At 61.1% G+C, this 25122-nt stretch carries 15 protein-coding genes and 1 tRNA gene; 5 read left to right on the forward strand and 11 right to left on the reverse strand.

Translation table 11 applies throughout. The annotated features are described in order from the left end of the window. Window positions 1-3: 3 nt before the first annotated feature. The 9 genes from DFR43_RS02060 to DFR43_RS02100 form a co-directional block, all read right to left on the reverse strand. Complete coding sequence (locus tag DFR43_RS02060; protein WP_133595710.1) at window positions 4-1086, reverse strand: MraY family glycosyltransferase; 1083 nt, start codon at window positions 1084-1086, stop codon at window positions 4-6. Then, complete coding sequence (locus DFR43_RS02065) at window positions 1083-1961, reverse strand: NAD(P)H-binding protein (RefSeq protein WP_133595711.1); 879 nt, start codon at window positions 1959-1961, stop codon at window positions 1083-1085. Before DFR43_RS02065 ends, DFR43_RS02060 begins: the two co-directional genes overlap by 4 nt. Further along, complete coding sequence (locus DFR43_RS02070) at window positions 1954-2862, reverse strand: glycosyltransferase family 2 protein (RefSeq protein ID WP_211338582.1); 909 nt, start codon at window positions 2860-2862, stop codon at window positions 1954-1956. Before DFR43_RS02070 ends, DFR43_RS02065 begins: the two co-directional genes overlap by 8 nt. Then, on the reverse strand, window positions 2852-6283 hold the full coding sequence (locus DFR43_RS02075) for a glycosyltransferase (RefSeq protein ID WP_133595713.1): 3432 nt from the start codon (window positions 6281-6283) through the stop codon (window positions 2852-2854). The genes DFR43_RS02070 and DFR43_RS02075 overlap by 11 nt, the downstream gene beginning before the upstream one ends. Then, window positions 6280-9909, reverse strand: a complete 3630-nt coding sequence (locus DFR43_RS02080; RefSeq protein WP_133595714.1) for a glycosyltransferase — start codon at window positions 9907-9909, stop codon at window positions 6280-6282. The genes DFR43_RS02075 and DFR43_RS02080 overlap by 4 nt, the downstream gene beginning before the upstream one ends. Then, window positions 9906-11234, reverse strand: a complete 1329-nt coding sequence (locus tag DFR43_RS02085; RefSeq protein ID WP_133595715.1) for an ABC transporter ATP-binding protein — start codon at window positions 11232-11234, stop codon at window positions 9906-9908. Before DFR43_RS02085 ends, DFR43_RS02080 begins: the two co-directional genes overlap by 4 nt. Further along, window positions 11224-12051, reverse strand: coding sequence for an ABC transporter permease (locus tag DFR43_RS02090; RefSeq protein ID WP_133595716.1), 828 nt, complete (start codon window positions 12049-12051; stop codon window positions 11224-11226). The genes DFR43_RS02085 and DFR43_RS02090 overlap by 11 nt, the downstream gene beginning before the upstream one ends. Next, window positions 12048-13055: a UDP-glucose 4-epimerase GalE gene (gene galE, locus DFR43_RS02095; protein ID WP_133595717.1), complete on the reverse strand. Its 1008-nt coding sequence runs from the start codon at window positions 13053-13055 to the stop codon at window positions 12048-12050. The genes DFR43_RS02090 and galE overlap by 4 nt, the downstream gene beginning before the upstream one ends. Window positions 13056-13165: 110 nt before the next feature. Then, a complete protein-coding gene (locus DFR43_RS02100; RefSeq protein ID WP_133595718.1) occupies window positions 13166-14110 on the reverse strand; it encodes a LysR substrate-binding domain-containing protein in 945 nt (314 codons plus the stop codon). A gap of 155 nt (window positions 14111-14265) precedes the next feature. On the opposite strand from DFR43_RS02100, the gene DFR43_RS02105 reads away from it, so the two are divergent. The 5 genes from DFR43_RS02105 to DFR43_RS02125 all read left to right on the forward strand — a co-directional run bounded on the left by DFR43_RS02105 (window position 14266) and on the right by DFR43_RS02125 (window position 20818). Beyond that, complete coding sequence (locus DFR43_RS02105; RefSeq protein ID WP_133595719.1) at window positions 14266-15450, forward strand: acyl-CoA dehydrogenase; 1185 nt, start codon at window positions 14266-14268, stop codon at window positions 15448-15450. 14 nt (window positions 15451-15464) lie between these two features. Next, window positions 15465-16652: a CaiB/BaiF CoA transferase family protein gene (locus DFR43_RS02110; protein WP_133595720.1), complete on the forward strand. Its 1188-nt coding sequence runs from the start codon at window positions 15465-15467 to the stop codon at window positions 16650-16652. Between the two features lie 163 nt (window positions 16653-16815). Continuing rightward, on the forward strand, window positions 16816-18294 hold the full coding sequence (locus DFR43_RS02115; RefSeq protein ID WP_133595721.1) for an NAD-dependent succinate-semialdehyde dehydrogenase: 1479 nt from the start codon (window positions 16816-16818) through the stop codon (window positions 18292-18294). 102 nt (window positions 18295-18396) lie between these two features. After that, complete coding sequence (locus DFR43_RS02120; RefSeq protein WP_133595722.1) at window positions 18397-20664, forward strand: patatin-like phospholipase family protein; 2268 nt, start codon at window positions 18397-18399, stop codon at window positions 20662-20664. 80 nt (window positions 20665-20744) lie between these two features. Beyond that, window positions 20745-20818: transfer RNA gene (locus DFR43_RS02125), tRNA-Gly, on the forward strand. 6 nt (window positions 20819-20824) lie between these two features. On the opposite strand, the gene DFR43_RS02130 is transcribed toward DFR43_RS02125, so the two are convergent. Both DFR43_RS02130 and DFR43_RS02135 read right to left on the reverse strand, forming a co-directional pair. Continuing rightward, the gene (locus DFR43_RS02130) at window positions 20825-21364 is read right to left on the reverse strand and encodes a DUF3617 domain-containing protein (RefSeq protein ID WP_133595723.1); all 540 of its coding nucleotides are present in this window, start codon (window positions 21362-21364) and stop codon (window positions 20825-20827) included. A gap of 59 nt (window positions 21365-21423) precedes the next feature. Next, window positions 21424-25113, reverse strand: coding sequence for a hydantoinase B/oxoprolinase family protein (locus DFR43_RS02135; protein WP_133595724.1), 3690 nt, complete (start codon window positions 25111-25113; stop codon window positions 21424-21426). Window positions 25114-25122: the final 9 nt, after the last annotated feature.

A 25122-nucleotide genomic window follows, 5' to 3' on the forward strand; every position in this document is an offset into this window, starting at 1 on the left:
GTATTAGCTCCTCACGCGCTGATCGTCGGGCAACCAAGAGTCGGGCCTGCCGCCCCCCAACCACAAAACCGCCAACACCAACGGCAAATAGGCAGCCACCACAAACGCCACCGACCCGGCCGGCCATTGCACACACGCCCAGGCCCAAGGCGCGAGCCACAGCCCATTGATTGCAGCCACGAGCAAGGTCACCGCGCGATGCCCCGCCTTGCGGCCACCCTGCCACCGCCGGGACAAGCGTTGGTAGGCATGGCTGCGATGCGCTTCATACCAACGCTCCCCGCGCAGCATGCGGGTGAGTAGGGTAACGGTTGCATCGGTCACAAAAACAGCCGCCAGCACCAGCCAGGCCGCGTAACTCAACCAACCGGCTTGAACGGAAAGCAGCGCCAGCGCGAACACCATGAACGCCAGCCAGGTGCTGCCCACATCGCCCATGAAGATTTTGGCGGGCGGCCAATTAAGCAGCAAAAAGCCAACCGTTGCTGCTGCCACGCACAGCATCCACATCCAAACGGGACTGTGAACCGCCTGCGGCTCGGCCCACAGCACCAGCACCGCACCGGCCAGCAACATGAAGATAGCCTGCATCCCGGCAATGCCGTCGATACCGTCCATGAAATTGAACAGGTTGATCCACCACACGCCAGCCAGCAGCAACAGCCCAAACAGCACCCAGCCAGTCACCTGAAACGCCAGCCCATCGCTCAAGGCTAATCCTGGCAATTCACCCAGCGCAATCAGCCCCCCTGCGCAAACCACCACCTGCACGCCGAAGCGCACCCGAGCGGGCAGGTGCGCCATATCGTCGCGCAACCCCACGGCAGCCAGCACGGCAGCGAGCCCGAGCAACAACCCACCGACCATCCAGCCAGAGAGCAGCACCAAGGCGATACCGGCAAGGCTGCCAGCCACCACAATGCCCAGACCGCCGCCATTCGGGGTTGGGCAGTCATGCGATGAGCGGTGATTGGGCATTTGCACTAGGCGCAGCGCCTCGGCACGGCGAAGCACCCACGCCGCCACGCCCCAGGCCAGCAGGGCGGTCGTCGCGAGCAAGACCAACAGGGTCACCCACAGGCTCATCGCGGCAAATCCTCCGCTACCAGCGCAAAACCCCTGGGCTTGAAGCCAAAATCCCGTGCTGCCTCTGCGTGGTCGAACACCAGGTCCCGGTTCATGCGCTCGGCCATGGCCGCCGACCAGTGCCGATAACGCGGCAAGCGCCGCAGCACGGCTACCGCCAGGCGGAAGGCCCACAGCGGCACAGTCACCAAACGCGCCGGGCGGCCCAGCGCCGCAAACACGCGCGCCACCATCTCGCGGTAAGCCAGCGTTTCGCCACCCGATAGGTTATAGGCCCGGTTAGCCGCCCCGGGTGTCTGCAAAGCGGCCACGCAAGCCGCCGCCACATCCTCGGCATGGATGGGTTGGCGCAGGCCCTGTGCGGAACCGAGCAATGGAAAAAAACCAAAGCGGCGGATAAAGCGCGCCATCTCGCTGATGTTCTTGTCCCGCCCCTGGCCATAAATCAGCGTGGGCCGCAAAACCACCCACTCGATACCTCGGCCCTCAGCCCACGCCTGCACTCGCGCCTCCGCATCAATCAGCTTTGCCGCGATGGCGTTCTCTGCCGTATCGCCAGAGCCGACTTTCGTGAAACGGCTGGTGGAAGACAGCGCCACCACCCGCCGCGCGCCACTGGCCTCGATGAGGGAAAAATAATCCGGCAACACCCAGATGGGGGCAACGCAAATCCAGTGACTGATGGTGCTCGCAATGTCGGTGCCTATGGTGCCAGGCGCAGCTAGCTGCCTCCAGTCGACAGCGCCACCTTGATTCTCCACCCGTTTTTCACGACTGAAGGCGACAGCACCCCACCCCATCTCCTCCAGCTGCGCTAGGAGATAGCCACCAACGAGACTACTTGCCCCCAGGACGCCGACCTTCTGATCAGGCACGCACGCCTCCTCTGAGCGCACCCTTTATTTGCGCCAATGCCAACCGCGCAGCGAAGTACGTGGACACCAAGCCAAAGCGCAACCAGACACCCAATACAACCAGCCACCAAAGCGGACCCGGGTACTGCTTTCTGAAGAACTTGTTGTAGAAGCGAAGCATGCCGTGGTGCTTGTGCCACTCCACAAAAAACGGTCTACTCCGGCTACAAGCTCCCCACACGTGGATCACCCTGGCATCCGGGACGAAGACCACACGCCAATTGTTCAGCCGAAACCGCATGCACCAGTCCAGGTCCTCGCAGTGCAGAAAATAGCCTTCGTCCCACAGCCCTACATCCTCTACGGCCTCGCGCTTCACCAACATGCAGGCACCAGAAATGGCCTCCACGGGGGTGGGTGCAAGCGGTAGCGGCTCCTTGTGAAGCAAAAAATCAGAGAACAGGGAGGGAAACCACTTGCCCAGGTGCGACAAGCCGAAGGCCCGCATGAATGCACGCCTGGGCGTGGGAAAGACTCGGCGCCCACCCGGCTGCTCAGAGCCATCCGGGTTACACAGCAGCCCACCCACCATACCGATTGAAGAGTCGCTTTCCAGCACCTCCATCATGCGCCGCAAGCTACCCTCGGCAAGCACGCTGTCTGGGTTGAGGAACAACAGGGTGCTGGCATTGGAAGCGCGTGCCCCCATATTGCAAGCGGCAGCAAACCCCAGGTTCTGACCATTTCGAATAATGGTGACGCACGCATCGCTGATTGAGGCGGACAAATGGGCAAGGCTGTCGTCGTGCGAATCGTTGTCTACAACAAACACATGGCAAGCGCCTTCGGCTAAAACAGACTGCACGCAGTCGGCGAGCAGATTGCCAGCGTTGTAGTTGACAATGACTACGTCAGTGCTCACGTCGCGTACCATCCATCTGGTGTTCGAGGTGTTGTTTTGGAGTCATCAACTGGACGGCGTCACACAGATATCCGAACAAAGAAGCGGGCACTTTGGGGTCTTTCCAGACCACGCGATCGAAGTAGGCGTTGAACTCTCGCAGGTAGTTGATATGTTCCAGGGCAACGTCACCGGAAAGGTCGGCGACACACCGACCACCCTGCTTCCATATGCTTTTGAGCTGATCGAGCTGCACAGGGAAATCTGCCAGACCGAACGTGTGGACCGAAGCTGTCTTTGTGGCCGAAGAGCGCCAGCGCTCCAGGTGCTGGCGCAAGACCGCGTTGGTCTTGCGAAGCTGGCTGACATGGTTGCTTCTGGTGACCGAGCGACTGTGGATTCGTTGTTGGTACAAGGGTTGGGCCAGGTAATACAGCTTGTGAGCCTGTGCGATGCGCAGCGCGAGATCCCAGTCCTGAACGCCCGAATGCTTGTCGTCACAACCTCCCGCAGCCTGATAGACACTGCGACGTATGACCTTCAAATGCGATGCGACCATTCCATCCAGGAGGTCATCGGGGATCTGGTCTTGTGACTTGAACTTCAGCCGCTCGTATCCCCCGTAGCGGGCGACACGGAGGGTTTGACCCGTTTCATCGACGTCGATACGGTCAGTGAACAGATAGTCCACGTCAGGCTTGGACTGCAGTGTCGTCCAAACCAATTCCAGAGCGCCTGGAACGAGCGCATCATCGCAGTCGAGAAAGGCCACAAACTCGCCGCTGGCCATCTCAACGGCCAGATTCTGGACTCTGCTGATACCTACGTTACAAGGTTCTTTGTGAACAATCAGTCGGGGATGCTTGTCGCGCAGCTCATCCATCAGCAGCGAGACACGCGGGTCAGGTGAGCCGTCGTCAATACAAATGATCTCGAAGGCTACCTGCCCCTGTTCGGCCAAGGAGCCCAGGCAAGTCCGCAGATAACTGAAGTGGCCGTAGACTGGCACCACCACGCTAATCATCGGACGCTCCTGCAACGGCCTAAGAGAAGACAACGCTTCAAGAATAGCGCACGCCTCCTGCCGGGCCTGAAGGCTGGGGTCTTCGGCAGGCGCAGGCTCAAGTGAGACTTTTTCCGGATCGGAAGAGGCGGCCTGTCGGCTCGCAATTTCGGCCCGGTAGCTGGGGTTTGAGCGATAGCACTGCTCGAACCATGAAACGACCGATTCGAAGAAAAGGGGTTCTCGGTGCGCTACCTTTTCGTTGATTTTCAGTCCGGCTTGAAGCCAGGCCAGCCCCATGTTGACATAGGAGCGCCGCATGCTCGTTTCGTGTTGCCGGTAGATCGCCCAGTGGCCTTCAAGGTAAGCGATACGCGCTCCCGCGAGGGACAGGTGGGTCCAGAACAACCAGTCTTCCTTGGCTCGGGCGTGGGTGTCAAAGCGGAGCTCAGGTGTCAGCACGGTGCGACGGAACAAGCCGGCGTGAATGGGGATCACGAAACCGCGTTCCCAACGGTAAAGAAAATCCTGCTCACTTATTTCGAAGCGCGCAATGGCCTCCTCAGTCTTGGTGAACATTCCACGTGCTTCATCACACAACAGGTAGTTGCAGACGGAGACGTCCAGCTCCGGATTGATCTCGAGCTGAGCAACCTGGGCATCCAGCTTGCCAGGCGCGATGAGGTCGTCTGCGTCCAGAAACTGCACGTACTTGCCTCGTGCCAATGCAATGCCGGTGTTGCGCGCTCCGGAAAGCCCCTGATTAACCTGCCGATGGACACGGACGACGCCCGGAGCCAGCATTTCCGCGCGGGCCAGCTGGTCAGCGATGCTCGGATCGGTGCTGCCGTCATCCACCACCAGGATTTCCATCGGGCAGGTCCCTGCCGACAGCGCCGACATCACGCTTTGCTCCAGGTAGTGTCCCTGATTGAAGCAGGGGATGATGACCGTCACCAGGGGCGATGCACCCTCGTTGTACGTACCTGCCGCAGGGTCTGGTCTACCGGCGGGTGGCAGGTAATTGGGCAGCTCAGCCACCCCCTTCACAAAGCCAGACCATCCGTGGCGCTCTTGGATCAGCTTTTGCAGCTTGCTCGCGCGTAGGAGTGATTGGGCCGGATCGGAGGCGACTTGCTGCAAGGCCTGCTCATAGTCGGCCACACTGGGTTGCTCGGGCAGCGGATAACCGGTGGTCTCGTCGATGAGCTCAATGACACCGCCCACCGTGGGCGCAATCACCGGAATCCCCAGTGCCCCCACTTCCAGCAGGATATTGGGCATTCCTTCCCAGCGGGAAGTGAACACGAAGGCGTCAAACTCGTAGCGTTCCAGCCACTCGAGCGGCGACGTGAAAGGGCCTTCGTAGCTCAGGTTGGGCATTTCAGGCAAGGCCGCCTGATCATTCAGCACCACCTGCCCAAACACCCGGAAGTCGGCAAACTGGCAGCGACGCACGAGCTCCAGGAACAGGTCGACACGCTTTTCGGCGTCCAGACGACCGGCCCACAGAACCTGAGGCCGTCGCCTCGGTTGCGAGCTATCAACAGGAATCGTTTGGGACTGGCGCCTTTGCAGAGCGCCCACAGGGGATTCCGGCGAACCGTCGAGCAACACACGGCACGGCTGATAGAGAACAGCCATGCGTGCCGTCTCGGAGGCCGACAAGGCGTATTCCCGCGCTGCATCCTTCAGAAAACGCTGGTTGTCTGACAGAAGCCCTGCCAGGTGGGGCATACCTTTCTTGAGAAAGTAGGCGGCATAGCCGATCTTTGTGCGATGGTCAGGAGCGAACTGAAAAGCAAAGATGCTGGCGAACAGACGGGTGTATCGTTCCAGTTGCGACCCGTGGGCCAAGATCAGATGCCAGGCCACTTCGCTGTTGATGTTGTGGAAGGTGTGCGGTTGACCGGCCCTCAGCAAGTTGTGTAGCAAAGTCTGCTTGCGTTCGTAGCCAGATGGTACGGACAGGTACCTGTCCAGGACCACCAGCAACACCCCAGGCGGCAACGGCATACGGTCGCTGACCAGATCTTTGTCCGTGACCAGAAGAACCACGGATTGATCGGGACGAAGCTCCAACGCGGCTCGGCACAGGTGTAGTGCGGCCCATTCAGCCCCCCCGGTCGTCAGAAAGGGCAAGGCTATCCAGAGGCGGGGTGCACCATGCCGCTCTGCATGAGCTGCCATGTCCTGCAGGATGGCTGCCAGTGCGAGTTCAAGGTCATGGTCTCGAGCGGCGTTGTCGCCGCGTTTGCCGGGACGCAGCACAGCACCGAGGGATTTGAGGGAGATGTCCGCTGATTTGCCCGAAGTCAGGTCTGACAGGACTGGCTGCAGTCGAGCACGCAAGCGCCATTTGGTCTCTTGCGACAAGGGCAGTCGGTGATAAATCGCCTTAGCAAGTGACAGCAAAGACGTCCTGGACGGCTTCTTCATGAGCGGTGTCGCGTGAAGCGCTGGCGCAGCGCTGCGAAAACAGCGCCAAACTCGCCGCGAAACAGACGGCCCAGGGCACGAAGTCCTCGTGTCAGGCGCCAAGATCGAGAGGCCAAAATGACCGAAATCTGCGTTGACAACGTCTCCACCCGCCCATGCAATTCCGCGTTCTCACTTCTTGTCGCACCCAGATCGCGCTCGGCCACCTCAGCACGGGATTTAAGCCATAGATTGTCCTTCTCCGCTGAGCTCAACTTATCCTGAAGCGTTGGATGCCCCTTGTAAAAAAAGGACCAAGGCGCAGGCCCACTCTCGACACTTTCAAAACGCAGACAGTTCTCGATAGGATCAATACTCGAGAGATGTCGCTGCAACTTATCATTCCAAGTCGCACGCCGCTCCAAATTTGAGGTGTGATCAGCCAGTTTCGGATTTCGAAGAAACTCATCCAGCCCCTGCGACACCTGTAGCGCACGTGATTTTTGATCGTAAAACGAATTCGAACTGCGTAACCAACAAGGGATGCCCGCCAATTGCAACCAAAGTGTCACGTGATAGGAGCACGAATAGCCAAGCGCCAAATCTAATTTAATTTGCTTATTACTAGATGATTGATCGAACAAGAGGCCAACCAAATCGATTGTGCGATACTCGTGGAACGGAAAAAGATAATCCAACCGCTTGATGGTTTCGCTGGAATCAAACACATCTTGGCGGGAATCTCTGAACGCCTGAAAAACAGTGACTTCGTGCCTAGCGGCATCTTGAGAAGCTACGCTCGCCAACTCTCGGCCTAAGCCATCCGCCAAAGAGGTGTTGGCAGTGTAATCAGATGAATTGAGATGGAGCGCCAGCCCCTGACCTTGCCGAATCGACAGTCGATCACTCAAACCTTCAAGCGCCTCGGTCGCATCATCAAATGAAAAATCTGCGTCATAACCGCGCTCTGCAAGCAACCGTAGGCTCACCTCGTCACGAACCCCAAACAGCTTGGGGTGAAATGCCTTGATATGCTCTAAAACACGGGCCTCAAAAGGCGAGGTGATTTGCTGACCAGAAACCCAATAATTAATCTTTTGATCGAGTCTAAGAAAATGTTCAACTACAGATAAAACAAAGTCTCCCCACATTGAATTCAGAAAACCACCGCCGTAAAGACCAAGTCCTGCGACATTGCGAATTTCGGCAACCCGTGTCAGTTGTGGATCAGTGTCGACAAGAATTAAGGGGTAGCTCGAGACGAAAATAACCGCGTCAGTTTTGTAAGCTTCAGGCACAAACGAGGGGAAAGCTTGGCTGTTGATGGCATTTGCGGCCATGACAGAAACGGTCGCAAATCTACCTGTCTTTTTGATTGCTCTTAACGCATTGATGTGTTGAAGAACATCGCCGAAGTTGCCATAGCCGAAATCACCCCCTATGGAAATGATCTTTTGGGCATCTCCAGCAAGAATTTTCTGACTGGCGTCATCAGCATAAAAATAAAGGCTACTCATAGATTGACCTCCCTCAACATGCAAAGCCAGTTCAAATACATCGCTAACGCGTTGCCGAAACTTGGCTTCGCCATGCCGATCCGCGATCAATTGTCGCCCACGCTCGACTATTTCCACCGTGCGATCCCAGTCGCCATAGAGACGTCGTACCGCATCGACATACGCTTCGACCAGTGCGTTTTCATCAACCAGATCAGGCACCAGAAAACCGGTCTCACCCTCGATGACAGCCTCGCCAATGCCCCCGACATCTGGGGCGATCACGGGTAAACCAGCCCCCAAAACCTCGAGAATCACATTGGGGAGACCATCGAAAGCACTGGTGTAGATGAACGCATCGAAACGATCTATGGGCAGCGTTTGAAACCCGTCATAACTTCCGCGATAGATCACACCAGGAACATCGAACAAACGTTGCTGGTGGTAGTTATTTTCGATTTGCCCGTACACTTCGATAACAATTTCAGGGCAATCCTGACGTAGCGCTGTGGCGATTTTTCCAAGCAAATCAGGTCTCTTTTGAGCTGAAACTCTTGATGCCCAAAGCAAGCGCTTGTTGGGCAAGCGTTTGATTGACGGATGCTCTTGAGATGCGCAAAGAGCGTAAATGGTTTGATATTTTTCTTTGTGCGCACCCAATCGAGCCCAATCGGCCGCGACGATGCTGCCGCAGTCACTGATCAAAAGGTGAATATTGTTCAACTGGCGACGCAGAAAGGCGACAGCCCAAGGGCTATTGACGCGCTCATTGCGCCAGGCATACGAATCATCACAAAAGCGGTAATAGACGACCTTGTATGTTGAAGACAAGACAGAGCCAAAGCTATCCATTAAACGATGGGAAAAAGGGCTGGCCTTGATGTGCAAGCGCGCGCCTTCGGCTGCAACAGCCAAAAGCGCTCTTGCGATCATGGCGTCCCTTCCGGCATCGTCAAGCATGGGAAATGCATTAAATACATCAACAAAAACGGAGCCTTTGGGTAGCAAGCTCGCCCATTCATGCCTGCTCGCCGCCTGACCACTCAATACCAATAGTCGCCGGCAAGCGCCAAACTTCCATAACTCACCCAGGACTTGCAGGATGTATTTCTCTGCGCCACCCGGTTTAAGCCAGGGTAACAGCAAAACATCGGAAAAAGGCTGATCGCCAACTAACTGGTAGAACCTCTCCAGCTGGAATCCCCAGTGTTGAGAGTCCCAAGGCACAGGACAATAATTGCTTGCGGCTTCAATTCGGATGGGCTCGACTTCGGGATCTAATTGAGCTGCTTCAGTGACGTAGCCAACCAAAGTCTCCGATGCCAACATCTCATGCACAAATTTCCTTTCGTAAATCGCCTGCCTTTCACGCATAAACTTTTGCCAATCAGGGTTTCTCTTGCGCGCATCAGCCATGGCTGCAACAAAGGTTTTCGGTTCAAACAGGGCAGAGTGGGGAACCATTCTTGCCGATACCGCATTAGCCTGCTTTAACAGACTGTTGCTTCGTTGTCGATAAAATATAATGGTATTTTGTGCAACCAGGAATTCGAACCCAGAAGCAAACAGGCGGACATTGAAATCCCAATCCTCATAGGCAAAGCCTGTGGTAACTTTTAGGTCGCGATAGGACAGATGTTGAAACACATCTCGCTTGATAAAAATTCTGGAAACATAAGGGTGATGATAAGCAAAGTCAGCAGCGGTCAACCACTGATCGCTCACATAACGCGCGACATGGTATGATTCACCAAAGGCAACCAAGAAGTCGATAAACACAGCGATCTTTGAGTGTGGGTGATTTCGGGCGGTCTTGACGAGTTCAACGATTGAATTTCTGGATACTAGGTCATCCCCGTCGGAAGTCCAGACGAATTCGCCTTCAGCAAGATCAATTCCTGCATTACGTGCAAGCCCCAAAGATCCTACATCGATGGTAGTGGTTTTTATTTGTTCAAAAGCTTTTAGCGGGGTTCGATGAAAGACTTCCAGGGTGTCTTGATCTGGTCTGTCGAAGACAGCAATCAATTCGACATTGATTCCGGCATTTTTTGCCTCATTGGCGCAAGCGTCCAGTGAAAGCAAAGTTGGACGCAAATAGAGTGCTTCACGGTGCATGTTGAGCACCACACTGACATCAATCTTTCTCATTTACATGCAACCTCAAAAGGCATTTTGAACATAAACCACATCGGATTATCTGTATCAGCTAACACATCGAACACCATGGCCAATTCGTCCGCAAAGATAATCACGTTGTCACTGCGATCCCACTGGCTCACCTGATTGATGCGGAGCGCGACTGAATAGGACTGACCGCCACGCAAGAGCATTGTTGAGCTGAAAACAAAACGCACGGTTTGTCCTGCTTCGAAATTCAGACTCTTTCTGTATGTGTTAAAAAAACTCTCGCCAGTGAGTTCTTGTCCAAATTGATCTTTGATGAGGAATCCGAGACTCAGGTTATTTATCTGCCTGTGAATTTCGATCTCGAACTCCAGTGAAAATCTTTCGCCTTGATGGAGGTGATCTGTTACCTGCCCTTGTTGGTTTTTCAGCAACTTTGAACGGACGGAGACAACAGTCCCGTCAACAAGGTCTGCCGATATAGGTTGCTCTGCTTTTTCACTCCTGTGATCGAGCTCAGGCACATCTTGTTGGGTCGTAGTCGGCAGGCTGGTCGATTCTTCAGCAGCCACTACCTGTTTCATCGACTGCAAAACAATTCGGTTGTGCTCAATGAACACATCATTCATATAAGCGTTCGTCACGTCCGTGACGTTGCCCTGCATCTTCACCCGACCTTGCTCCAGCCAGATGGCCTCATCGCAGAGCGCGCGCACAGCGTCTATCGAGTGGCTGACGAACAAAACAGAGCAACCGCTTTCCATGAGCTGCCGCATGCGTGCCATGCTTTTGTGCTGAAACCAGGCATCACCCACGCTCAACGCTTCATCCACAATCAACAGATCGGGTTCTACGTTGACTGCTACGGAAAAGGCCAAGCGAGCAAACATGCCGCTGGAGTAGGTTTTTACTGGCTGGTAAACAAAATCTCCAATGTCTGCAAAGGCAAGAATATCGGCAAGTTTTGCATCAACTTCTTCTCGGCTGAGCCCGAGGATCTGGCCATTCAGGTAAATGTTTTCAATACCGGTGAACTCCGGGTTGAATCCGGACCCCAGTTCTAGAAGTGCTGCTACTCTGCCGCGCACTTCTACTGTGCCATCGCTAGGCGTCAGCGTCCCACAAATGATCTGGAGCAGAGTGGACTTGCCGGCCCCATTTTTTCCCAGAATGCCAACGACCTTGCCCTTGGGTACGGTGAAGGAAATATCCTGCAGGGCAACAAATTCTCTGTAGAACCTTCTACCTGTGCGAGCCAGCAGCATTTGCAGCAGTCTTCGGTGAGGTTTGTCGTAGATATAGTATCTTTTTGCCAGCCCCTTGACCGTAAGCGCAACTTCAGAGGACATCGGCAAACCCCTTGCGCGTTTTCTGGAACCAGGCAAAACCAAGCCAGGCGACGACGGCGGCTCCCGCTGTCCAGCGGGCCCAGGCGTTCCAGTCAATCAACTTTCCCCAGATCATGACGTTGCGGGTCTCCTCGACAATGTAGGTCAGCGGATTCATGTACATGAAGGCGTGGTATTGATCCGGCAGCGCTGCCACCGGATAAAATATGGGTGACATAAACATCAGTGCCATCGTGATCACTCCGATGATCTGGCCAACGTCGCGCAGGTAAACCCCCAGGGAGGCCAGAATCCAGGCCAGGCCCAACGTCATGAGGATCAATGGCACCAGCACGACGGGCAGTTGAATCACCGTCCAGGTGGGCAGACCAAAGAATATTGCGTAAAAAAGCAGCCATACCAGCAGGCTCACCAGCATGTGAAAGGCCGCTGCCCCAAAAGCCACGATGGGTAAGACCTCCAGCGGGAAGATCACTTTCTTGACATAATTGGCGTTGTTCAGGATCAGGCTGGGGGCCCGGTTGAGCACTTCCGAAAACAGGTTGTAGACCAGCAGTCCGGTGAACAGCACCAGAGCGAACTCCACCTTGGAATCCGAGCCGCCAAGCCAGCGTGCCCGGAAGACGACGCTGAACACAAAGGTGTACACGACCAGCAAGAAGACCGGGTTGAAGAAGGACCACAGCAAGCCCATGACCGAACCTCTGTAGCGGCCAACCACTTCTCGCTTGATGAGATTGAAGATCAGGCTCCGGTTGGTGTGAAAGGACCTCAGCAAGGCTGTCGGCCGCAAAGACTGTGCTGCGTGGGGGTTCATGAATAACCTCGTGGGTTGCGATCCTGCCAGCGCCAGTGGTCTTGACACATGGCGGCCAAGTCACGCTCGGCTTTCCAGCCCAATAGCTGAATCGCCAGGCGCGGGTCGGCATAACAAGCCGCCACATCGCCCGGTCTGCGCGGGCCGATGCGATAAGGGACAGGCTTGCCGCTGGCGGCTTCGAAAGCTTTGACGACATCGAGCACGCTGTAGCCCACGCCAGTGCCCAGGTTCACGGCTATGCACTGTGGTCGATCAAGCGCTTCAAGCGCTTTGAGGTGACCCGCCGCCAGATCGACCACATGGATGTAGTCGCGCACGCCAGTGCCATCCGGCGTGGGGTAGTCGTTGCCCCAGACGTTGAGAAATTCCCGCCGACCCACGGCCACTTGGGCCACATAGGGCATGAGGTTGTTGGGCGTGCCTTGTGGGTCTTCGCCGATCAGCCCGCTCTCGTGCGCGCCCACCGGGTTGAAGTAGCGCAGAATGGCCATGCGCCAATCGGGATGGGCGCGATACACATCCCGCAGCATATCTTCGATCACCAGCTTGCTGCGCCCATAGGGGTTGGTGGCCGATAGCGGGTGGTCTTCTGTTAGTGGCAAGCGTTGAGGCTCGCCATAGACGGTGGCGGAAGAGCTGAAGACCAGGGTAGAGACACCGCAGTTGTGCATGGCTGCAAGAAGGCGGTGGGTGCCGACGACATTGTTGTCGTAGTAGAGAAGCGGTTTTTCAACAGACTCGCCAACCGCCTTCAACCCGGCGAAATGAATGACGGCCTGACACTGGTGTTGCCGCAAGGCCGACTCGATGGCCGCCTGGTCGCGAATATCGCCCTGCACCAGCATGGGCTTGCGCCCAGTGATCTGTTCGACCCGATTGAGCACTTCGGGGTGGCTGTTGCTGAAGTTGTCGAAAACAACAACTTCGTGGCCGGCATGAAGCAGTTGGACGCAGGTGTGGGATCCGATGTAACCGGCACCGCCCGTTACAAAAATATTCATACCCACTCCCGACTTGGATCTCCGATAGCGCAGCTATCGCCATCTGTGTATTCGTTTCGAAGTTGACTCACCAACTCGCCTCCACTCATGCAATCATTCGCCACAGCTAATCAACTGTACGACCTGACAGGACAACCGTGAAGTCGTATTATGGCATTGAGCCCCCCACACTCCCCCACCACCCATACCCTGAACACCGCCAGCGCCGGCCGCTCGGCCACCTGCGGCTGCACCAGGTAGTACGCCCGCTGCGCTTTCAAGGGCTGCGGGCACGCCACCACCAACACGCCACTGGCCAGCTCCGCCTGCACCAGCAGGGTGGGCATCAGCGCCACGCCCAGGCCGGCCATGGCGGCGGCGGCTTGCATGGAAAAGAGTTCGTACCGGGGGCCAGCCATGGCGCGGGGGGCGTCCACGCCTTGGGCGTCGAACCACTGGCGCCAGGCCTCGGGCCGGGTGGACTGTTGCAGCAGCGGCCATTCGGCCAGCGCGGCCGGCTCGACGGGCTGGCCCCGGGGCAGCAGGCGCGGGCTGCACACCGGCAGCACGTCTTCGTCCATCAGGTGGGTGGCCTGGGTGCCGGCCCATTGCTGCAACTGCTGCGGGGTGCCGGCCCACAGGGCGGCGTCGATACCGGTGTCGGTGAACAGAAAGGGGCGGGTGCGGGTTTCCAGATGCACCAGCAAGTCGGGGTGTTGCGCGGCCAGCCGGGGCAGGCGGGGGATGAGCCAACGGGTGGCAAAGGTGGGCACGGTGGCCAGCGTGAGGCTATCGCCCTGGCCGCGGCGGCCCATCAAGTCCACGGCGTCGCGCTCCAGGGCATCGAGCCGTTGGCGCACCTGGCGGGCATAGTCGGCCCCGGCGGGGGTGAGCGCCATGCCGTGCTGGGTGCGCTTGAACAGCGGCACGCCCAGAAATGCCTCCAGCGCCGCCACCTGGCGCGAGACGGCGCCCTGCGTCAGGTTCAGCTCTTGCGCGGCGCGGGTGAAGCTCTGGTGGCGGGCGGCAGCTTCGAAGCAGTTCAGGGCTTGGGTGGAGGGAAGCTTGCGCCTCATGGCTTGCCTCATCGGTGGCGAGAGTCAACGCCCACAGACTAGCACGGCATTCATCAAAAAAACTCATATCTGAAGGAAAATTTTTCGTTTGCCAATCAGCTGGCCGGGCCTTAGCATGGCTGTGTCCGTCAATTTTTCATATGCAAGGCACACCCATGGCATCAAAAGCACGCTTTTCCTGGTCCGACCCTTTCCTGCTGGACGATCAACTCACCGACGACGAGCGCCAGGTGCGCGACGCCGCCCACGCCTACTGCCAGGAGCGCCTGCTGCCCCGCGTGCAGGAAGCCTTCCGCCACGAGAAGACCGACCGGGCCATCTTCAACGAGATGGGTGAACTGGGCCTGCTGGGCCCGACCATCCCCGAACAGTACGGCGGCGCGGGCCTGAACTATGTCTGCTATGGCCTGGTGGCGCGCGAGGTGGAGCGGGTGGACAGCGGCTACCGCAGCATGATGAGCGTGCAAAGCTCGCTGGTGATGGTGCCGATCTACGAATTCGGCACCGAGGCGCAAAAGCAGAAATACCTGCCCAAGCTGGCCACGGGCGAATGGGTGGGCTGCTTTGGCCTGACGGAGCCCAACCACGGCTCTGACCCCGGCAGCATGATCACCCGGGCCAGGAAGGTGCCGGGCGGCTATGCCTTGAGCGGCGCCAAGATGTGGATCACCAACTCGCCCATCGCAGATGTGTTCGTCGTCTGGGCCAAGGACGATGAGGGGCAGATTCGCGGCTTCATTCTGGAAAAGGGTTGGAAGGGCCTGAGCGCCCCGGCCGTGCACGGCAAGGTGGGCCTGCGGGCGTCCATCACCGGCGAAATCGTGATGGACGAGGTGTTCTGCCCCGAAGAAAACGCCTTCCCCGAGATTCGCGGCCTCAAAGGCCCCTTCACCTGCCTCAACAGCGCGCGCTACGGCATCGCGTGGGGAGCACTGGGCGCGGCGGAGGACTGCTACCTCCGCGCCCGCCAGTATGTGCTGGACCGCCAGCAGTTTGGCCGCCCGTTGGCCGCCAACCAGCTCATCCAGAAAAAGCTGGCCGACATGCTGACCGAAATCAGCCTGGGCCTGCAAGGCTGCCTGCGCCTGGGGCGGCTGAAGGATGAGGGCAAGGCCGCGGTGGAAATCACCTCCATCCTCAAGCGCAACAGCTGCGGCAAGGCGCTGGACATTGCCCGCATGGCCCGCGACATGATGGGCGGCAACGGCATCAGCGACGAATTCGGCGTGGCCCGCCACCTGGTGAACCTGGAGGTGGTCAACACCTACGAAGGCACGCACGACATCCACGCCCTCATCCTGGGCCGCGCCATCACCGGCATTGCCGCGTTCTCGAACTGATTTGCTGCCCATCCATGGCCTTGCCCGACTTTCGCCCCCCTGCCCCACCCCCGCGCCCGCTGGAAGGCGTGAAGGTGCTGGACCTGTCGCGCGTGCTGGCCGGCCCCTGGGCCGGGCAGATCCTGGCCGACTACGGCGCCGACGTGCTGAAGGTGGAGCGCCCCGGCAGCGGCGACGACACCCGCGCCTGGGGCCCACCGTGGTGGGGCGAAGGCGACAACCGCGTGGCCGCCTACTTCCTCTGCGCCAACCGGGGCAAGCGCTCGGTGGCCATCGACATCGCCAGCCCCGAAGGCATCCAGCAGGTGCGCGAACTGGCCCGCGAGGCCGATGTGCTGATCGAGAACTACAAGGTCGGCCAACTGGCCAAGTATGGGCTGGACGCCCCCAGCCTGCAGGCCCTCAACCCGGCTCTGATCTACTGCTCCATCACCGGCTACGGGCAGACCGGGCCGCTGGCGCACAAGGCGGGGTACGACTTCGCCATCCAGGCCGAAGGCGGGTTGATGAGCATCACCGGCAACCCCGGCGAGGAGCCGCAGAAGGTGGGCGTGGCCGTGACCGACCTGATGACCGGGGTGTACGCGGCCACGGCCATCCTGGCCGCGCTGCACGAGCGCCAGCGCACCGGCAAGGGCCGGGTGATCGACGCGGCGCTGTTCGACGTGCAGGTGGCCATGCTGGCCAACCAGGCCAGCAACCAATTGATCGGCCAGACGCGCCCCACCCGCATGGGCAACGCTCACCCCAACATCGTGCCCTACCAGGTGTTCCCCACCCGCGACGGGCACATGGTGCTGGCCGTGGGCAACGATGGGCAGTTCACCCGCTTCTGCGAGGTGGCCGGCCACCCCGCCGTGGCCCGCGACGCGCGCTTTGCCACCAACCCCGCCCGCGTGGAGCACCGCCAGACGCTGGTGCCCCTGATCACCGGCTGGACGCTGGCGCGCGACACCGCCGACTGGGTGCGCCTGCTCGACCAGGCTGGCGTGCCCTGCGCCCCCATCCTGGAGGTGGCGCAAGTGATGGAACACCCCCACGTGGCCGCGCGTGGCATGACGCTGCCCGCCCACCACGGCCACCCACCCATGGTGGCCCACCCCGTGCTGTTCGACGGCCAACGCCCCACCGCCCAACGCCCCCCGCCTGCTTTGGGCAAGGACGCGGCGGTGTGGTTGGAAGCTGCGCGGCCCCGCGGTTGACCCCCTCTCTGGCGATTCCACTCGGCAAGCCGTATCATCGTCTGTACCGGTTCGGGAGGCTGCACAGTCCTTTCTGTTGCAGCCTTATCTGTACATGGCCCGCTGAGGCTGCCCGCCATTACAGTCAGTTTCACCCATTCAACAACCAACGAGACAACCGACCATGGACATGAAGGCTTCCCCCCTGGCCCTGCTCAAAGACCCAACACTGCTCAAAACCGATGCCTTGATCAACGGCCAGTGGGCCGCTGGCGGCAGCCGCTTTGCCGTGCACGACCCCGCCACCGGCCAGCACTTGGCCGACGTGGCCAACCTGGGCCCAGCGGATGCCGAAGCCGCCATTGCGGCCGCCGACGCCGCCTGGGGCGCCTGGAAAGCCAAGACCGCCAAGGAGCGCAGCAACATCCTGCGCAAGTGGTACGAGTTGCTGATGGCCAATCAGGACGACCTGGGCCGCCTGATGACGGCCGAGCAAGGCAAGCCCCTGCCTGAAGCCAAGGGCGAAGTGGCCTATGGCGCCAGCTTCGTGGAGTGGTTTGCCGAGGAGGCCAAGCGCGTCAATGGCGAGACGCTGCCGCAGTTCGACAACAACCGCCGGCTGCTGGTGCTCAAGCAGCCCATCGGCGTGTGCGCCGCCATCACGCCGTGGAACTTCCCGCTGGCCATGATCACCCGCAAGGTGGCCCCTGCCCTGGCCGCCGGTTGCCCCGTGGTCATCAAGCCCGCCGAGCAGACGCCCCTGACGGCCTTGGCCGCTGCTGAGCTGGCCTTGCGTGCCGGCATTCCGGCCGGCGTGCTCAACGTCATCACCGCCGACAGCGCCAACTCCGTGGCCGTGGGCAAGGTGTTGTGCGCCAGCCCCGTGGTGCGGCATTTGAGCTTCACCGGCTCCACCGAAGTGGGCCGCATCCTGATGGCCCAGTGCGCGCCCACGATCAAAAAGCTCTCGCTAGAACTGGGTGGCAATGCCCCCTTCATCGTGTTCGACGATGCCGACATCGACTCGGCCGTGGAAGGGGCTTTTGCCAGCAAATACCGCAACGCCGGCCAGACCTGCGTGTGCTCCAACCGTATTTACGTGCAAGCCGGGGTGTACGAGGAGTTCGTGCAGAAATTCGCCGCCAAAGTGGCCACAGCCAAAGTGGGCAACGGCTTTGAGGAGGGGGTCAACCAAGGGCCGCTGATCGAAGAGACGGCACTGCAAAAGGTGGAGCGCCACGTGCAAGACGCCGTGGCCAAGGGCGGCCGCGTGCTGGTCGGCGGTCACCGCTTGCAAGGCCAGTTCTTTGCCCCCACCGTGGTGGCCGACGCCCATGCCGACATGCTCTGCGCCCGTGAGGAGACCTTCGGTCCCTTCGCGCCGGTGTTCAAGTTTGAGACCGAGGCCGAGGCCATCGCCGCGGCCAATGACACCGAGTTCGGCCTGGCGAGCTACTTTTACAGCCGTGACGTGGGCCGGATCTTCCGTGTCAGCGAAGCGCTGGAATACGGCATGGTCGGCGTGAACGTGGGCATACTGGCCACTGAGCACGTGCCCTTCGGCGGGGTGAAGCAGTCTGGCCTCGGCCGCGAAGGCAGCCACTATGGCATGGACGATTACGTGGAAATCAAATACGTCTGCGTGGGCGACGTGCTGAAGTAAATCCTATCCAGGCACCCGCCGCCTGCAACGATGCCAAGGGCTCCGTCATGCGGAGCCCTTTGTCTTTACACTCAGCCGCAACGCCATACCATCCCCACCTCCATGCCGCTGCTGTTGAACCGCTTGCTCCTTGGACTTTGGGCTTTCGTGGGCTGCTGCCTGCCCGGCCTGGCTGCGGCCTCACCGCCCGCCGAACGCCCTGTGACCGCGCTGGTGCTCTCGGGCGGTGGGGCGCGGGGCTTTGCCCACGTGGGTGTACTCAAAGCCCTGGAAGAAGCCCGTGTGCCGGTGGACATGGTGGTGGGCACCTCCATGGGCGCCATCATCGGCGGCCTGTATGCCAGCGGCATGAGCCCGGCCGAACTGGAGCGGGAAATTCTGGCGGTGGACTGGAACGCGCTGTTCTCTGCAAGGGTGCCGCGGCCCACGCTGTCGCAGCGGCAGAAGGAGGAGGACTTCAACTTCTCCGCCGTGCTGCAGTTGGGCTTTCGCGATGGCCAATTCGTGCTGCCCAGCGGGGCCGTCTCCAGCCGTTCGCTGGAGCTGCTGCTGCGCCGCTACACCCTGCATACGCGCGACCTGGCCGACTTCGACGAACTGCCGATCCCGTTTCGGGCCGTGGCCACCGACATGGTCAGCGGCGAAGCGGTGCTGCTACGCCAGGGCGATCTGGCCGCGGCGTTGCGGGCCAGCATGTCCGTGCCCGGGGTGTTTGCCCCGCTGGAGTGGGAAGGCCGGCTGCTGGGCGATGGGGGGCTGGTAAACAACCTGCCGGTGGATGTGGCGCGGCAGATGGGCGCCGACCGCATCATCGCCGTCAACATCGGCACCCCGCTGGCCAACCGTGACAGCCTCGACAGCGTGATTGGCATCACGCTGCAGATGATCAACATCCTGACGGAACAGAACGTGCAGCGGGCCACTGCCCTGCTCACCCACGACGATCTGCTGCTGCAGCCCCAACTGGGCAACCTCACTTCGGCCAGCTTCGACCAGGCCGAGGAACTGGTGCGCCTGGGCCTGCGCTATGGGGAAAGCGTGGCGGCCTCACTGGAGCGCTTCGCGCTGCCCGCCGACGACTACCAGGCTTGGCAGGCCCAGCGGCGCCTGCGCCATGCCGCTTTGCTGGACAGTCTGCCACAATCGCTGGCTTTCGTGCAGATTGAAGGCGCCCCCCCCCAACAGGCCCAAAGGCTGCAACGGCGCTTGGACGTACAGCCTGGCACGCCCCTGGCCGCCGACGCCGTGGAATCCGACATCAAACGCCTGCTGGCGCTGGATGAAACCCGCCGCATCGACTACCGGCTGCAACGCGAGCCGGCCTCCGGACAAGAAGGGTTGATCTACACCCTCAGCGACAACCCGGCCGGCCTGCATCAGTTTCGCATCGGGCTGGACTTGAGAACCGACTTCCAGGGGCTGGGCGACTTCAACCTGCGCTTGAGCCACACCCGGCGCGACCTCACCACACTCGGTGCGCAACTGCGCAGCCGCTTGGAGCTGGGCGCCACCGTGAGCGCGGGCACCGAATGGTTCCAGCCCCTGGGCCACGACCGCCAGTGGTTCAGCAGCCTCTATGCCGAGCACGAACTGCGCAAGATCGAATGGTTCGACAGCGACGGCGATCCCTTTGCGCTGTTTCGCCGGCGCACCAGCCGCATTGGCCTGGATTTGGGCTGGCACCTCGGGCGCACCAACCATGCCGGCGACCTTCGCATCGGCGTGCTGGGGGCGCGCCGGCAGTCGCTGCCCGATTATGTGAACGACACGGCAGGCTTTTCGCTGACCCCCATCCATTGGACAGAAGCCGCCATGCGGCTGGCCTGGGTGGCGGACCAGCTCGACCGGGCCCACTTCCCCACCAGCGGCTACCGCTACACGCTCGACCTGCAGCAAGGCCACTACCGGGTGCTGGCGCAAAAAACCGATTTCGTGCGCTGGAACCTCACCGCCCAGCAGGTATACAGCCACGGCCCCCACACCTGGAACGCCTACATGCGGCTGGCCAGTTCGAGTGCCGTGGCAGCAGGCGCCGTGGATGAATATGCCCTGGGCGGGTTCCACAACCTTTCGGGCTACCGACTGGGCCAACTGGCAGGCAACCGGCTGGCGCTGCTGCGGCTGGGCTACTACCAGCGGCTGCCGTACCAGCCAGGACTGGTGCGCAGCCTGTTTGCGGGCGGCAGCCTGGAAGCCGGCACCGCCTGGACGGACGGCGCGCTGGCGCCACCCGGATCGGCGCAGCGCCGTTGGCGCCTGGGCTCCAGCCTCTACATCGGGGCCGATACCGGCATTGGGCCTTTGTACTTGGGCATCGTGCACGCGCCGCGGGGCTATACCGGGCTGTACTTCGTGCTCGGCCGCCCTTGAGCGCTCGACGGCATGAGGCTCAAGCGCCTGACCCGATCCAAGCCGCCTGAAGCTGCTACACTACGCAGCTGCAAAGACAGGCGGCTGTCGTTCAATGGTAGGACCTGAGCTTCCCAAGCTCAAGACGTGGGTTCGATTCCCATCAGCCGCTCCAGGCGCTTCAGCGCACCGGCTGGATATTGCCGCATTGCGCACCCAACCACTTCCCCGTCTGCGTCATCTGCAAGCGTTCAGGCTTGCCATCGACCGTGGTATGCACCACAGATTGGGCGGTGTACCCCGTATCCCCTTGGAACCGGACTTCAGACTCCCCGCGCATGGGCGCATCGCCCTTGCACTGAAAAGCCACCTTCATGCTGCTGGCTGATCGCTGGAGCACCTGCTGGGTGCAACTGCCGTCGGGCATGGCGATATCGAGTTTTTTGGCTTGCTCGGCAGTGAGGCACACCTTGATGGTCTGCCCGCTGGCATCGATGCCCATGCCTTGGGCGGCCATCATGGTTTCCATCTGGCGGCGCTGCTCGGGAGGCAGGCTTTCCAACTGGCGGCGCATCTCGGCGGCCATGCGTTCGATGGTTCCACTGTCGCTTTTGGTGACAACATGGTGCTCCCAAAGACCCGGCTTCATGGCCTGGGCATGGCCTGCGGCAGCGGCGCAAGCCAGCAGCCCCGCTGCTGCCAGGCGGTGTGTGCGTTTCATGCGTTTCCCTCGCGTCTGACGGACAACAGTGTCAAGTATGCGCCCGTCAGACGGGAATGTCACCTGTTGGCCGCAGGATGGGTGCCGAACCCGCCTCCACCAGGGGTATGGATTTCAAACACATCGCCCGGTTGCATGTCGGCCTGGCCGATGTGCGCCAGCGTTTCTACCGAACCGTCGGCGCGGATGACCCGATTGATACCCGGCGCGCCGGGCTGTCCACCGTCCATGCCGAAGGCCGGATGCACCCGGCCGTTGGACAGGATGCTCGCCGTCATGGGCTCCAGGAAGCGAATGCGCCGCACACCCCCATCGCCCCCCTTCCAGCGACCGGCCCCGCCCGAGCCGTGGCGGATTTCGTAGCTTTCCAGCCGCACCGGGAAGCGGAATTCCAGCACCTCGGGGTCGGTCAGGCGCGAGTTGGTCATGTGGGTCTGCACCACCGCTGTGCCGTCGAAGCCACCCACCAGCCGCCCGTGCGCGTCGAACTCGCCACCAGCGCCGCTGCCGCCCGAAATGGTTTCGTAATACTGGTGCTGGGCGTTGCCGAAGGTGAAGTTGTTCATGGTGGGCTGGGCACCGGCCATGACGCCCAGTGCGCCAAAGAGCGCGTTGGTGATGCAGGTGGAGGTTTCGACATTGCCCGCCACCACCGAGGCCGGCGGATTCGGATTGAGCATGCAGCCTTCGGGGATGATCACCTGCAAGGGCTTCAGGCAGCCGGCATTCAGTGGGATGTCGTCGTCCACCAGGGTGCGGAACACGTACAGCACCGCCGCCATGCACACGGCTTTGGGGGCGTTGAAGTTGTTGGTCTGCTGCTCGCTGGTGCCGGTGAAGTCGATCACGGCGCTGCGGCTGGCCGCGTCGATGCGCACCGCCACGCGGATCTGCGCGCCGTTGTCCAGCGGCAGGGTGAATTGACCGTTTTTCAGGCGCGTGGCCAGCCGGTCGATGGCGCGGCGCACCGCTTCCTCGGCGTTGTCCTGCACGTGGCGCATGTAGGCCTGCACCACGTCCAGCCCGAACTGCTCCACCATTTTGCGCAGTTCCTGCACGCCTTTTTCGTTGGCGGCGATCTGCGCTTTCAGGTCGGCCAGGTTTTGCTGCGGATTGCGGCTCGGGTAGGGTCCACTGCCCAGCAATGCCAGCAATTCGGCCTCGCGCAACGTGCCGCCGCCACGCCCGTCGCCTTGGACGAGCAGGAAGTTGTCGATCTGCACGCCCTCTTCCTCGATGCGGGTGGAAAAGGGCGGCATGGAGCCCGGGGTGGTGCCGCCGATGTCGGCGTGATGGCCGCGCGAGCCCACGTAGAAGGTGGGCTCTGCCACATCACCCACGTACACGGGGGTGATCACGGTCACGTCGGGCAGGTGGGTGCCGCCGTGGTAGGGGTCGTTGAGCACGTACACGTCGCCAGGCCTCATGCGCCCCCGGTTCTCGCGGATCACGGTCTGGATGCTTTCGCCCATGCTGCCCAGGTGTACCGGCATGTGAGGGGCATTGGCGATCAGGTGGCCTTCGGCGTCGAACAACGCGCAGGAAAAGTCCAACCGTTCCTTGATGTTCACCGAGTAGGCCGTGTTCTGCAGTTGCAACCCCATCTGTTCGGCGATGTTCATGAACAGGTTGTTGAACACCTCCAGCAGCACCGGATCCACCTGGGTGCCGGCGGCAAAGCGTTGCGCACGCGGCACGGTGCGCACCAATTCGAGGTGGTCGAGCGCGGTGAGCGTGGCCTGCCAGCCGGGTTCCACGACGGTGGTGGCGTTTTTTTCGGCGATGATGGCCGGGCCGGGAATCACGTCGCCGGGGCGCAGGTCTTCACGCACCACCAGGGCAGCGTCGTGCCAGGCGTCGGCGCCGTCCACCCCTTCGGTATAGACGCGCACGGTGGCCCGGCGTGGCGTCTCCCGCGCCGGGGCAAGTGGCCGGGCCTGCTCGGCCGGCGCCTCACCACCGATCACCGCCTCGACCGATACCGCTTCCACCACCAAGGGCTTGCCCTTCATGACGAAGGCAAAGCGCTGGCGATATGCCTGCTCGAAGCCCGCGACGATGGTGGCCAAGTCGCCAAACGGCACCACCAGCGCCGAGTCGCTGCCGGCGTAGCGCACATGCACCCGGCGGTGCACCACCACCTGCCCTCGCCCCACTTGCTGGCGCTGCAATTCATCGGTGGCGGCTGCCGCCAGCGCATCGAGTTGGGCGGCGATGCCGGCGAGCGCCCCCGCCTCCAGCGGGACTTCCACCGCCTGCTCGCGCATCACGCTCTGGTCGGCCAGGCCCATGCCGTAGGCGCTGAGCACGCCTGCCAGCGGATGCACGAACACCTTCGTCATGCCCAGCGCGTCGGCCACCAGGCAGGCGTGCTGACCACCGGCACCGCCAAAGCATTGCAGGGTGTAGCGCGTCACGTCATAACCGCGCGCCACCGAGATTTTCTTGATGGCGTTGGCCATTTGCTGCACAGCGATGCGGATGAAACCCTGGGCGCAGGCTTCGGGGCTCAGTCCGGTCTGCGCCCCCAGTTCGGCAAAGCGCCGGCGCACCACGTCGGCATCCAAAGGCTGGTCGGCCTGGGGGCCGAAGGTGCGCGGGAAGTGATCGGGCTGCAGCTTGCCCACCATCACATTGGCATCGGTCACGGCCAGCGGACCGCCACGGCGGTAGCAGGCCGGGCCGGGGTTGGCGCCTGCGCTCTCGGGTCCCACACGGAAACGGGCGCCATCGAACTGCAGCAGCGAGCCCCCGCCGGCCGCCACGGTGTGGATGCTCATCATGGGCGCACGCATGCGCACACCGGCCACCTGGGTTTCGAACTCGCGTTCGAAAGCACCCGCGTAGTGGCTCACGTCGGTGGAGGTGCCCCCCATGTCGAAGCCGATGACCTTGCCATGCCCGGCCAGGCTGGCGGTACGCGCCATGCCCACGATGCCCCCTGCCGGGCCGGAGAGGATGGCGTCCTTGCCCTGGAAGGCGTGGGCATCGGTCAACCCACCGGAGGACTGCATGAAAAACAGACGCACACCCGGCATCTCGGCCGCCACCTGGTCCACATAACGGCGCAGGATGGGCGAGAGGTAGGCGTCCACCACCGTCGTGTCCCCCCGGCTGACGAATTTCATCATCGGGCTGGTGCCGTGGCTGGTGCTGATCTGCGTGAAGCCCACTTCGCGCGCCAGTTCGGCGGCACGGGCCTCGTGCGCGGTGTAGCGGTAGCCGTGCATGAACACGATGGCCACGCTGCGCAGGCCGGCGTCGTAGGCGGCCCACAGGCGTTCGCGCAGGTGGAGCTCGTCCAGCGGCTCGATGACCTCGCCTTGGGCGCTCATGCGCTCCTGCGCCTCGATCACGCGCTCGTACAACAGCTCGGGCAGCACGATGTGGCGGTCGAACAGGCGCGGCCGGTTCTGGTACGCGATGCGCAGCGCGTCACGAAAGCCCCGCGTGGTCACCAGCAGCGTGGGCTCGCCCTTGCGCTCCAGCAGCGCGTTGGTGGCCACGGTGGTGCCCATTTTCACGCACTCCACCTGCTCAGGCGTGATGGGTTGGCCGGGCTGCAGGCCCAGCAGGTGGCGAATGCCGGCCACCGCCGCGTCGCGGTATTGCTCGGGGTTCTCGCTCAGCAGCTTGTGCGTGGTGAGGCTGCCGTCGGGCCGCCGTGCCACGATGTCGGTGAAGGTGCCGCCGCGGTCGATCCAGAATTGCCAGCGAGCGTCAAGGGTCTGGGTGGGTGTGGTTTGCATGATGGACTT

The organism is Tepidicella xavieri, from assembly GCF_004363315.1.
GTDB classification, from domain to species: domain Bacteria; phylum Pseudomonadota; class Gammaproteobacteria; order Burkholderiales; family Burkholderiaceae_C; genus Tepidicella; species Tepidicella xavieri.